This window comes from Flavobacterium sp. GCM10022190 (assembly GCF_042656445.1).
Taxonomy (GTDB): domain Bacteria; phylum Bacteroidota; class Bacteroidia; order Flavobacteriales; family Flavobacteriaceae; genus Flavobacterium; species Flavobacterium nitratireducens.
On the sequence record NZ_JBHSOQ010000005.1, the window covers coordinates 166,592 to 178,820 of the forward strand.

The following is a 12,229-nucleotide window of genomic DNA, read 5'->3' on the forward strand; positions in this document are numbered from 1 at the left end:
TGAGATTCAATAAAAGAATAAAAATTGGATCCAAAGGGATGAATACAGAATGTAAATTTGTGTTGCAAACCAAGAAGGAAAGTACAGCAATAATATTAATAGCTTTAAAACCAAGAAAAACTGTGTTAAATATGGGTTGAATTCAAAAAAATAGTTAAATTTGTAAGTATTGGATGATTTTAAATACTAGATTATGATAAGAATTGTAATTTATCCCAGTGATATTATGGCGCTTACCAATAAAAGTAATAGTTATGCGCGAAAAGAAATTCAACGAATCAAGAAAGCCCTGAACAAGCAAAGCCATCACAAGTTGACTATTAAAGAATATTGTGAATATTATGCTTTCGATATTAATGAAGTAACGACATTACTTGCTAAATTTGAAAGAAAATAAAAACAGTCTGTACTCAGTCCACAACCTTCAATCTATTACATTTATACTTATATTTGCTAGCTAAGTAGGGAATGGAATGAAATTTTTAATTATTACACAACTTGTTCATCTAAAAGAGAAGGAAAGCTATTTTACATACGAACCTTATGTTCGAGAGATGAATATTTGGTTCAAATATGTGGATAAGGTGATTATACTGGCTCCTTTGGAAAATAAAACGCCTTCCGTAATTGACGATTGTTATAAACATCCCATAATTGATTGTAGAGCGGTACCTTCATTTAGTTGTATTAATATAAAAAATGCAATTCTTGCCGTGTTTAGAATTCCTTTTATAATGTTTAAAATGGCCAAAGCCATGCGACAAGCCGATCATATTCATTTGCGTTGTCCTGGCAACATGGGATTGTTAGCCTGCTTTTTACAAATACTTTTTCCATCCAAACCTAAAACGGCTAAATATGCTGGAAATTGGGATCCAAAAGCAAAGCAACCTTGGTCGTATCGTTTACAAAAATGGCTATTAGCGAATACTTTTTTGACTCGAAATATGAAAGTCTTGGTCTATGGCGAATGGAGTAATCAATCGGTTAATGTTAAACCATTTTTTACCGCCAGTTATTCAGAGAAAGAAATAGTAGTTAAGGCAAAGAAAATACAAGCTAATGAAACCATTCGACTGCTATTTGTGGGGAGTTTAGTAGAAGGAAAAAATCCCTTATATGTCATACAACTTTTGGAACAATTGAGAGCAAAGCAAATAAATGCAATGCTGGATATCTATGGTGAGGGTGTTTTGCGTTCGTCTTTAGAACTTTACATTGTGGAAAACCAACTTCAAGAATATGTTATTTTACATGGGAACCAAAATCAGGTAGTGCTAAAAAAAGCCTATCAGGAGAGTCATTTTGTGATATTAGCTTCTAAGAGTGAAGGTTGGCCCAAAGCTATTGCCGAAGCTATGTTTTGGGGTTGTGTTCCTATCGCTACTTCAGTTTCCTGTATTCCTTTTATGTTGGATGATGGGAATCGAGGGATTATATTGCAAAAAAAGTTAGAAAAGGATGTTGAGGTCGTGCTGAGGTTAATAAATAATACTGCAGATTATGAAAATAAAAGTAAAGCTTCTAGGAATTGGTCTCAGAAATACAATTTAGAATTATTTGAAAGAAAACTACGAAAAATATTAAATTATGAGGCATAAAATAAAAACTAGAATTTTTAAATTTCTTTCTTTGTTGCCTGAATCAGTTGGATATAATTTATATCATTTGTTGCAGAATGTAGCTAGTAAAATAACACATGAAGATAAAATTCTATCAACGAAAAAAAGTATTGAAATAATTAAACGCATTTTAAATGAAAATAATATTATTTTAAATGATTTTAAAGTTGCAGAATTAGGCTCTGGATGGTTACCAGTTTTGCCATACGAATTTGTGTTGTCAGCTGGGGTAAATAGGGTTGAGACTTATGATGTTAATCGGTTTTATAAAAAAAAGGAAATCGATAAAGTAAATGATTATTATAGTAAATACTTTTCTTTTGATGTGGAAAAAAAGAGGGGGTATAATTTACTTTCTGCTGTTCATTATTATCCAAATACCAAGATCTACGAAGGAGATTTAAAGCATATTGATTTGATAATTTCTCGATTTGTTTTAGAGCACATACCGAAAAAAGAAATTGAAAAGATGCACATTCATTTTGCAAATAACTTGAAGTCGGGGGCCTATATATTACATTTGATTTCACCAAGTGATCACAGAGCTTACACAGATAAGTCCCTTTCTTTACAAGATTTTTTAAAATATAGTGAAAACGAATGGCAGAATATCCAAACCAAGTTTGATTACCACAATAGATTAAGATTACCTCAGTATTTAGAAATATTAGCAAAAGAGTTTGATTTGTTGTATTATGAACATGATCAAGTTGATCAGCAATCTGTTGAATATTTTAAATTTAAAAAATTGAATATACATGATGATTTTTTGAAATATAGTGACTCTGAATTAATGGCTGGAAGTATAAACGTGCTTTTGAGAAAACGTTAAGAAATGAGAATAGTACAACTAATAGATTCCTTGGAAACAGGCGGAGCCGAACGAATGGCTTTAAATTATGCCAACACTTTGGCGGAAAATTGCGTTTTTTCTGCACTAGTAGCTACACGCAAAGAGGGACTACTCAAAGCGCAATTAAATCCAAATGTCGCCTACTTGTTTTTGAATAAAAAAAGAACCTGGGATGTTAATGCAGTTCTAAAATTAAGAAAATTCATTTATGACAATAAAATTCAAGTGATTCAGGCACACAGCTCGTCTTTCTTTTTGGCAGTATTGGTTAAATTGTGCTATCCGAAAATTAAAATTATTTGGCACGACCATTATGGGAATAGTGATTTTTTGTCCGAACGTCCCAAACGAGCTTTGCAACTGGCAAGTATCTTTTTTAGTGCTGTGATCGTAGTGAATGAAAAGTTACATCTTTGGGTAAAAGAATATTTGAAATGTCAAAATACGATCTATTTGCCCAATTTCGCAGTAGTCAATCAGGCTGTTAGCGAACCAACACAATTGAAAGGTCAAGCTGGGAAGCGAATTTTATGTTTGGCCAATTTGCGAGAGCAAAAAAATCATTTAATGTTAGTAAAAGTGGCTGTTAAACTCAAAGAGTCCCATCCTGATTGGAGTTTGCATTTGCTGGGCAAAGATTTACAAGATGACTATTCTAGGATGATAAAGAACAGTATACAAGAACACAATTTATCCCAACAGCTTTATATGTATGATACCTGCTTGGATGTTGAAGCCATTATAGCTCAAGTTGAAATTGGAATTTTGACATCCATTTCAGAAGGACTTCCTGTAGCTGTTTTGGAATATGCTTTGGGTAAAAAAGTGGTTCTAGCCACCAATGTTGGGCAAATAGCGGCTCTTGTGGAAGATAATAAAAATGGTTTTTTGGTGCCTTCTAATGATGTTGAAATGTTTTACAATCGATTGGTTCAGTTAATAGAGAATCCATCACTAAGAGATACCTTTTCAGAAAGGCTAAATGATAAAGTGGAGCACTATTTTTCAGCAACATCCACTATAAAGAAATATATTTGTTGGGTACAAAAAACAATTATTAATGAATAAATCGGAAACTAGTTATATCCAACTCCTAGCGCTTCATGTAGGTTTAGCGGTAGTCCTGTTTTTTATTCCTTTTTTGTCTAAAATCTATGCCTTACTCATAGCCGTTATGGGGGTGTATTATATCATTAGTAAAAACAACCAAAATAATGAAGTGTTTTATGTTTCTGCCTATTTAGTGGGAGCCGAAGTGTTTTTGAGAATGACAGGAGGGAATTTAAATAATGAATACGTGAAAACAATCGTTTCATTGTTAATGTTGTTGGGTTTTGTATTGAGCGGTTTTTCAAAAAATAGTATCGTTTATTGGTTGTATTTTCTGCTACTAATACCAGGGATTATTGTGACGATGAGTAATCAAAATTTGGATTTAGAAATTCGTAAGGCAATAACCTTTAATATCTCGGGACCAGTTTGTTTGGGTTTGAGCGCTTTATATTGTTATCAAAGAAAAATAACGTATAATCAATTGCATAATGGCTTGATTTTTTTAGGTTTACCCATAGTAAGTACCCTAACTTATTTATTATTGTATAATCCTTCGGTAAGGGAGGTGGTTACGGGAACCCAGTCTAACTTTGCTACCTCAGGTGGTTTTGGTCCTAATCAAGTGGCAACCATTTTGGGCATAGGAATGTTTGTGTTTTTTTGCCAATTGGTTTTTTTATCGAAATCAAAAAAGATGATGTTGTTAAACGGTTTTTTGTTAGTAATCTGTAGTTACAGAGCCATTGTTACCTTTTCACGTGGAGGAGTAATTTCAGGAGCAGCAATGATAGTTTGTGTAATTCTGGCGACTTATTTTTTAGCAAATACATCAGGAAAAAGGAAAGTAGGTTGGATTATTTTTGTGACGGGTATTTTGGCTTTGAGTATTTGGACCTATAGTGTCATTGAAACAAGTGGTTTAATTGCCAAAAGATATGCGAATCAAGATGCTGCAGGTAGGGTAAAAGAGGATCGATTGGGAGGAAGGGAACAAATACTTGGTACCGAACTAGAACTGTTTAAAGAAAATCCAATTATGGGTGTGGGTGTAGGTATGGGAAAGTCCTATCGAAGTGAAATGTTAGGAGAAGAGGTGGCATCTCATAATGAAATGACTAGATTGTTAGCCGAGCATGGCATGTTTGGGGTTCTAATACTTCTAATACTGTTAGTTACTCCTATTATTTTATATGTCCTGAATTATCAAAATATTTACTTTTTTTCGTTTTATTTTTTTTGGTTACTTACAATTAATCATGCCGCAATGCGTATAGCTGCGCCAGCATTTGTGTATGCTTTAACCTTATTAAAACTGGTTGTAGAACCTGCTCCTAAAGTCCAACAAGAAGAGGTTCAGGAGGTATAGTTTGCATTTAAACGGATAAACGGCAAATTGTAGCACTTTTTTCAACTTAAATAATATTTTTGTATCGATAAGTGCAACTATCTCAATAGCTGTGCTACGCAATTTAAATTGAAGTGAGATAAAAACGAATGCCAAAAGACAAAATACATTTTGAAATTTCTGAAAGGAAAATGATGCTACATATTGTAGATGTGCTTTGTATTGTGTTTTCGTTATATGCGGTGGGTTCTTTTTTTGATTTAAGTTATTTAAAAACAACAGTTTCCAGTGTAACGCATTTAGTAGTGCTGATTTTCTATTTGAAAGTTATTGGAGCTATTTTTGAACTGTACAATCTTCAGGTTTCGAGTAATGAGTTTTTAATAGGTAGAAGTGCAATACTAACTGTTGTAACGACGGTTCTGGCCTATTTTTTAACTCCTGTCTATGCTGCTTCTTTACCTACTAACCGATTACAAATCATTACTTTTTTAGTCGTTATTTTTATGTCGTTAGTGCTTTGGCGACTTTTTTATGTTCGTTTTTTAGCCTCCAAACGATTTCATCAAAATGCATTGTTGATATGTGATGAAGAACAGTTAAACGAATTGGTTTCGGGAATTGAGAGTATCGATCCACATTATAAAATTGTGGCCTATTGGAGTGATTCTGAGGAGAATTTTTCGACTCAACAAGCGAGTCTTAAAAAAGTTTCATCTATTGATTTGGTCAATTTTGTACGAAAAGCAAATATTAAAGAAATAGTGGTAGCCACTCAAAAAAAAGCAGCTATTACAGCCGATTTATACCAACAGTTATTGAAATTACTGGAATCGGGCAAAGTAATTAGAGAATATTCTCAGCTGTATGAAACAAAAACGCAACGCATACCAGTCAAGCATGTTGAGCGTGATTTTTATCTTTTTTTTCCTTTTAGCCGCAGCAATCAAAACAGATTGTATCTGTCTATTGTGAGGTTGTTAGAAATTGTTTTATCGGTACTTGGAATTGTAATTATGATGCTTCTTATTCCATTTATATTTCTAATGAATACCATTGCGAATAGAGGTAGTTTGTTTTACACCCAAGAACGTGTGGGGAAGGACGGTGTGATATTTAATATTTTGAAATTTCGCACAATGATAGCAAATGCTGAATCCCAAAATGCCGTTTTTGCAACCAATAACGATAGTAGGATAACTGCTTTTGGGCGATTTATGCGAAAAACCAGAATGGACGAATTTCCTCAATTTGTCAATATTTTAAAAGGAGAAATGGCAGTAATTGGTCCACGACCAGAGCGTCCTTTTTTTGTTAAAGAAATTGCACAAATAATGCCTTTTTATGAAACCCGTCATATCATAAAACCAGGTCTTACTGGTTGGGCACAAGTGAACTACTCTTATGGAGAAAGTATAGACGATAGTTTAATTAAACTGCAATACGATTTGTATTATATCAAACACAGGAGTTTTTACTTGGATTTCAATATCAGCTTAAAAACAATAACAACGATCCTTTTTTATAGAGGACAGTAACTTCTAAATGATAATTGGAATCGGTTTTTTGTTTTTTATAGCAATTTGAATTAAAAAATACGCCGAAGTCAATACCATTGGCATTACAATTAACAAATGCGCTTTATTAATCAGTATTCCCAAATAAACAGCCAGAGCAATTAAATTCAATAGGGCAAAGCGATAGCTCCACAAGCGGTTTTTTTGGGCATAAAAAACAACTAGAACAAGCAGTAAGGGATTAAACAGAAGGACATTGTAATTGTTGGCTAATTCCAAATGATCAGAATAGAAACCCATAAAAAGGAAAAATAAGCCTACTATTCCCATTAAAGTAAAATAGCCATAATGAATTCCTTTTTTGTTTAAAATTACTAATAAAGCAATTACAAGGATATAAGTGTAAATGTTATTCCACCAAGAACTAGGATGTGATTCTTCAAAGTGTAACAGGGTTTCATTTTTAGGTGCTAAAGGCTGATTCTTGTACTGAATACGTTTTAAGCTCATTTGTAATTCTTGTGGCAAAAATAGTTTGGTTCCCAATTGGTCTACTTTCGAACCAAAAATAATGCTAGTGCCTAATTTTTCATAAAAATGATGATCAAAATAAGGAAATAAAATACTTCGATAAGTCAAATCAGTATCTACTTTTTTAGTGATTATGTTGCTTCCTAGGGTTTTATTGATAATATCGACAACCATCGAAGTACAGTTTTTGTCAATAAATTTATAGGTGTAATGACTGTCTCCAGAGGCTAGTGATGTATTGAGGTTCTCGAAAAGTTGTTGTTTTAATTGGAGTGGAATTTGTAATTCTTGTTCATCAACTGAACGATTTTCATAGGTATATTGGTTAATAAAATCAGTATAGCTATGGACCACAGCAAAATATTCTAAGTCCCCTTTGGCAAATTTAGGAACGAAATTAGGAGTGTTAAAATCAAAGGCACCATAATTGTAAACAGCATCTACAAAATTGGCATCGTCTTTAATTCGGATAGCAGTATGTCCAAAGAGTGAATAGGATTCATTTCCTAGGCCACATGTAATCACGCTCACTTTGGCATCTTTTGATAATTGGATGTTTTGAGCCCAAAAGGCATTAAAAAAAAGAAAAAAGAATAAAAGGAATACCGTTTTTTTAGGTGTGAAAATAGCCGCCATAGTATTTGTCTTTGTTATTTTTTTCAAAAGTATCATTTTTTAATGAGCTAATGTATTTATGCATTTAAATATATAATCAATATTTCTTTCTGTTGATAATTGATGTTTAAGATAAGTGCAGGCATTCACTAATTATATTAAATTTGTGGCTATACTCAAAAATGCTAAAGAAATGAATATTAAAAAACACGTCCCGAATACAATTACATTATTAAATCTTTTTTGTGGTTGTATTGCCCTTGTTTTTGTGAGCCAAAAGGATTTTCAAATGGCATTTTTCTTTGTTTTTCTGGGGATATTTTTTGATTTCTTTGATGGTTTTTTTGCCCGTTTATTTAAGGTTACAGGCGAATTAGGTTTACAATTGGATTCTCTTGCCGATATGGTTACTAGCGGAGTGGTTCCCGGTTATGTAATGTATTATTTACTGTTAAACGGTCAGCATGAAATTACGAGTTGGAGTTATTTTCCATTTGTAGGATTTGTAATTACTATGGGGTCTTGTTATCGTTTGGCCTTTTTTAATATTGATACCCGTCAGTCGGATTCTTTTATCGGATTACCTACACCAGCTAATTCTTTGTTTATGTTAAGCTTGCCCTTAGTAATTGAAAATTCGGATTCGTTTTTTATTTTTGAATTGCTAACAAATCAGTGGGTTTTAGTACTGATTACAGCATTTAGTGCTTATATTCTAAATGCCGAAATACCTTTGTTTTCATTAAAAATCAAGAAGTTTACCTTGAAAGATAATTTGCTGCAAATTAGTTTTATAACCCTAGCACTATTGTTAGTGCTGTTTTTTCAATACGCTGGAGTACCGCTTGTAATTATAAGTTATGTGTTGTTGTCGGTACTGAATAATAAGTTTTCTTTAGATGGCAAAGCAAAATCATAGGCGTCGTGTTACAACTACCCGAAAATCCCAAAAGAAATCTTCTACTAGAACACTGAAGAAGAAGTTTGTTCAGCTTGCTATTGTTGTTTTTTCAATACTAATTTTCTTTGGAATTGTCTACCATTACCGCAACGGGCTGGCTTATTATTTTAGTTTTAAAACGGATAAGCTCTTGGATAAAGCGGCTAGAGAAAAACATATTTCAGATGTTCGTAATTATCAAGTTTTAGAGAAAAAAGGCAACAAAGCTATTGGTTTTGATGTTTCAGAATACCAAGAGGCTATTGAGTGGGAAGAGGTTAGGACTTTAGACGATGATTATGAATTGTCTTTTGTTTTTATTCGTGCGACTGTTGGTAAAGATCGATTGGATAAAAAATTCAATGAAAATTGGCGCAAAGCCAAAGAAAATCATTTCATTCGTGGGGCGTATCATTATTATCGTCCTGATGAAAATTCATTGGAACAAGCCGAACTTTTTATTAAAACGGTTCAATTGCAAAAAGGTGATTTACCCCCTGTTTTAGATATTGAACGTCTTTCTGAGAATCAATCTATGGAGCGCTTGAAAATTGGTTTAAAACGATGGTTGACTATGGTGGAAGCGCATTACAAAATGAAACCGATTATTTATACTGGCGAACGCTATTATGATGATTTCTTAAAAAAGGAATTCTCGGATTATCTATTTTGGATTGCCAATTATAATTTCTACAGAGAAAAAATGGATGAAGACTGGCTCTTCTGGCAATACACCGAAAAAGCTTCCATTTCAGGAATAAAAGGCAATGTTGATGTCAATATCTTTAATGGAGATGTAGAGCAACTACGATTTATTACAAAGGAATAGTTATCGTGTTTTTTGGGTTTCTATGGTCAAGATGACTAAAGCGGCAAATAAAAGTATACCTATCATTGCTAAAATCGATTTTGTATTGGCGAAATTAGTGGTAAATCCCATCCATTCAATTTTCTTGGGAGGAAAGATGCGTTTGTCTTTTGGATTGTAATAAAACACCCCCCAATCCAATTGTTCGGGTCTTTAGACCATTGATCTAAGGTTTCTTTACTTGGATTTTCTTCCTCTTTCATTTGTATTCGATTTCTAAGTTTTGCTTTCTGCCTTCTGCTTTCTGAAATCTAGAATTCTAATTTCTTCTTTCTTAATTCGAAATTTTGTCCTAGATACACTCTTCGTACCATTTCGTCTTCTACCAATTCTTCTGGTTTTCCAGCTTTAAGAATTCCTCCTTCAAACATCAAATAGGTTTTATCGGTAATAGCAAGGGTTTCCTGAACGTTATGATCTGTAATTAGAATTCCGATGTTTTTGTTTTTTAATTGCGCAACAATTCTTTGGATATCTTCAACTGCAACAGGGTCAACTCCTGCAAATGGTTCGTCTAGCAAAATGAATTTTGGATCGGTAGCAAGGCAACGTGCAATCTCTGTACGACGACGCTCTCCTCCGGATAATAAATCACCACGATTTGTACGAATGTGTTCTAAGCTAAATTCGGCAATTAAACTTTCCATTTTGGCAATTTGAGCTTCTTTGGAGAGCTTAGTTAGTTGCAAAACACTCAGGATGTTATCCTCAATACTTAATTTTCTAAATACAGAAGCTTCTTGTGCCAAATATCCAATTCCTTGCTGTGCTCTTCGGTACATTGGGAAATTTGTAATATCAGTATCGTCAAGGTGAATGCTTCCAGCATTTGGTTTTACTAAGCCAACAATCATGTAAAATGAAGTGGTTTTTCCAGCACCATTAGGGCCTAATAAACCAACAATTTCCCCTTGATTTACTTCAACCGAAATGCCTTTTACAACACTTCTTCCTTTGTATGTTTTTACTAAATTATCGGCTCTTAAAATCATTTGTATTCAATTATTTGAATTTTTGCTTGTTAGATTATTAGACAAATTAACGAATAACCCAATAAACAAATAGTGAAATTAACAATTAATTATTCTTTTCTTTTTTGGCAACAAAAACAGAAATAAAAATACTTGCTTCGTAAATTAATAACATCGGGATGGCAACTATAGTTTGGCTCACTACATCAGGAGGTGTTACAATTGCGGCAATGATTAATACAAGCACTATGGCATATTTTCTATAGGTTCTTAAGAAATTAGGCGTTACTAGTCCTAGTTTAGTTAAGAAATAGATAATTATGGGTAATTCAAAAAACAATCCGCTAGCAAGTAGGGAGGTTTTTACCATCCCAATATAAGAATCCAGGGTGAATTGGTTTAAAACTGTTGGGCTAATGGTGAATGTTGCCACAAAATTCACAGACATGGGTATCACCACATAATAACCAAATACAACTCCTAAAAAGAATAATAAGGAGGAGAAAAAGATGAATATTTTAGCATGCTTTTTTTCATTTTGGTATAATGCAGGACTGATAAATTTCCAAACTTCCCATAATATATAAGGAAAACTAAGGATGAAACCGAAAAGAATACACATCCATATGAATACATTTACCTGTCCTTCCATTGTTGTATTTTGGATAATAAAAGGCATTTCGGTAATGCAAATGCTTTCGGCAAAACCGAGAGAGTGCGATAATTCACAAAAGTAAACATAGGTGAAAAAGTTTGCTCTTGTAGGACCAAATATAACCGAGTCGAATAAAAAATCACTAAAGCAATAAGCAACAAATGCCATGATAATGATAGCAATTGTACTTCGAACTAATAACCATCTTAAGTCTTCAAGATGATCTAAAAAAGACATCTCGTTTACGTTTTTATTTGCCATTATAGGATTCCTTCTTTTAAAATATCATGTAAATGTAAAACTCCTTTGTATTCTTCATTGTCTATAACAATAAGTTGGGTTATGGAGTGGTTTTCCAATATTTGCAAAGCATCAATTGCCATCGTATTAGATGAAGTCCATTTTGGATTTTTGGTCATGATGTCTTTAGCTGTCAAGTCGGTAAAACTATCTCTATCGTTTAGCATTCTTCTAATATCACCATCGGTTACAATACCTACAACTTTGTTGTTTTCGATTACTGCAGTAACTCCCAATCTTTTTTCAGAAATTTCAAAAATTACTTTTTTTACTGGAGTCTCAGGACTTACTATTGGTTTTTGATTGTGCTCAATCAAGTCTTTCACTTTGAGTAAAAGTTTTTTCCCTAAAGCGCCACCTGGATGGTATTTAGCAAAATCTTCTGCTTTAAAATCGCGCATTTCCATTAAGCAGATGGCTAAAGCGTCTCCCATTACTAATTGAGCAGTGGTACTATTCGTAGGGGCGAGGTTAATTGGGCAAGCTTCTGCATCTACAGTAGTGTTTAAAACATAATCTGAACCTTTAGCTAATGCCGAACTGGTGTTTCCGCAAATTCCAATTAGTGGATTCCCATCTCTTTTTAATAATGGAATAAGCGCTTTGATTTCGGGGCTGTTTCCACTCTTAGAAATGCAAATGATAATATCACCTTTTTGAATCATTCCTAAATCACCATGAATAGCTTCGGCTGCGTGTAGGAACATAGATGGGGTTCCAGTTGAGTTAAAAGAGGCGACCATTTTTTGACCAATAATGGCGCTTTTTCCAATCCCGGTAACTACTAAACGACCTTTAGATTGAAAGATTAGTTCTACAGCTTTTGAAAAATTATCATCTAAATAATCAATTAATTTTACAATTGCTTCACTTTCAGATAAAATGGTTTTTTTGGCAACAGCCAATATATTTTCTTTGGATATCAAAACAGAATGTTTAAAATTTGTGTGTGTAAAAGA

At 33.3% G+C, this 12,229-nt stretch carries 14 protein-coding genes; 8 read left to right on the forward strand and 6 right to left on the reverse strand.

Features of this window, described 5'->3' with window-relative positions; all coding sequences use genetic code 11:
- Positions 1-193 precede the first annotated feature (193 nt).
- The 6 genes from ACFPTQ_RS14985 to ACFPTQ_RS15010 all read left to right on the forward strand — a co-directional run bounded on the left by ACFPTQ_RS14985 (position 194) and on the right by ACFPTQ_RS15010 (position 6,411).
- Positions 194-397, forward strand: a complete 204-nt coding sequence (locus ACFPTQ_RS14985; protein WP_379778541.1) for a hypothetical protein — start codon at positions 194-196, stop codon at positions 395-397.
- 76 nt (positions 398-473) lie between these two features.
- Positions 474-1,601: a glycosyltransferase family 4 protein gene (locus ACFPTQ_RS14990; RefSeq protein ID WP_379778543.1), complete on the forward strand. Its 1,128-nt coding sequence runs from the start codon at positions 474-476 to the stop codon at positions 1,599-1,601.
- The gene (locus tag ACFPTQ_RS14995) at positions 1,591-2,454 is read left to right on the forward strand and encodes a hypothetical protein (protein WP_379778545.1); all 864 of its coding nucleotides are present in this window, start codon (positions 1,591-1,593) and stop codon (positions 2,452-2,454) included. Before ACFPTQ_RS14990 ends, ACFPTQ_RS14995 begins: the two co-directional genes overlap by 11 nt.
- 3 nt (positions 2,455-2,457) lie before the next feature.
- Positions 2,458-3,543, forward strand: a complete 1,086-nt coding sequence (locus ACFPTQ_RS15000; protein WP_379778547.1) for a glycosyltransferase — start codon at positions 2,458-2,460, stop codon at positions 3,541-3,543.
- Complete coding sequence (locus ACFPTQ_RS15005) at positions 3,536-4,894, forward strand: O-antigen ligase family protein (RefSeq protein WP_379778549.1); 1,359 nt, start codon at positions 3,536-3,538, stop codon at positions 4,892-4,894. Before ACFPTQ_RS15000 ends, ACFPTQ_RS15005 begins: the two co-directional genes overlap by 8 nt.
- 128 nt (positions 4,895-5,022) lie before the next feature.
- Positions 5,023-6,411, forward strand: coding sequence for an exopolysaccharide biosynthesis polyprenyl glycosylphosphotransferase (locus ACFPTQ_RS15010; protein ID WP_379778551.1), 1,389 nt, complete (start codon positions 5,023-5,025; stop codon positions 6,409-6,411).
- A gap of 3 nt (positions 6,412-6,414) precedes the next feature.
- Here the strand turns inward: ACFPTQ_RS15010 and ACFPTQ_RS15015 are convergent, their stop codons facing one another.
- Positions 6,415-7,584: a DUF4105 domain-containing protein gene (locus ACFPTQ_RS15015; protein ID WP_379778553.1), complete on the reverse strand. Its 1,170-nt coding sequence runs from the start codon at positions 7,582-7,584 to the stop codon at positions 6,415-6,417.
- Between the two features lie 145 nt (positions 7,585-7,729).
- Between ACFPTQ_RS15015 and ACFPTQ_RS15020 the strand changes: the two genes are divergently transcribed.
- A complete protein-coding gene (locus tag ACFPTQ_RS15020; protein ID WP_379778555.1) occupies positions 7,730-8,455 on the forward strand; it encodes a CDP-alcohol phosphatidyltransferase family protein in 726 nt (241 codons plus the stop codon).
- A complete protein-coding gene (locus ACFPTQ_RS15025) occupies positions 8,436-9,305 on the forward strand; it encodes a glycoside hydrolase family 25 protein (RefSeq protein WP_379778557.1) in 870 nt (289 codons plus the stop codon). The genes ACFPTQ_RS15020 and ACFPTQ_RS15025 overlap by 20 nt, the downstream gene beginning before the upstream one ends.
- Here the strand turns inward: ACFPTQ_RS15025 and ACFPTQ_RS15030 are convergent, their stop codons facing one another.
- The 5 genes from ACFPTQ_RS15030 to ACFPTQ_RS15050 form a co-directional block, all read right to left on the reverse strand.
- On the reverse strand, positions 9,306-9,425 hold the full coding sequence (locus ACFPTQ_RS15030) for a hypothetical protein (protein WP_379778610.1): 120 nt from the start codon (positions 9,423-9,425) through the stop codon (positions 9,306-9,308). It abuts the gene before it with no gap.
- On the reverse strand, positions 9,374-9,547 hold the full coding sequence (locus ACFPTQ_RS15035; RefSeq protein WP_379778616.1) for a hypothetical protein: 174 nt from the start codon (positions 9,545-9,547) through the stop codon (positions 9,374-9,376). The genes ACFPTQ_RS15030 and ACFPTQ_RS15035 overlap by 52 nt, the downstream gene beginning before the upstream one ends.
- A gap of 48 nt (positions 9,548-9,595) precedes the next feature.
- The gene (gene lptB / locus ACFPTQ_RS15040; protein ID WP_278036284.1) at positions 9,596-10,336 is read right to left on the reverse strand and encodes an LPS export ABC transporter ATP-binding protein; all 741 of its coding nucleotides are present in this window, start codon (positions 10,334-10,336) and stop codon (positions 9,596-9,598) included.
- 85 nt (positions 10,337-10,421) lie between these two features.
- Positions 10,422-11,231, reverse strand: a complete 810-nt coding sequence (gene tatC / locus ACFPTQ_RS15045; protein WP_379778560.1) for a twin-arginine translocase subunit TatC — start codon at positions 11,229-11,231, stop codon at positions 10,422-10,424.
- Positions 11,231-12,196: a KpsF/GutQ family sugar-phosphate isomerase gene (locus ACFPTQ_RS15050; RefSeq protein WP_379778562.1), complete on the reverse strand. Its 966-nt coding sequence runs from the start codon at positions 12,194-12,196 to the stop codon at positions 11,231-11,233. The genes tatC and ACFPTQ_RS15050 overlap by 1 nt, the downstream gene beginning before the upstream one ends.
- Between the last annotated feature and the right edge of the window lie 33 nt (positions 12,197-12,229).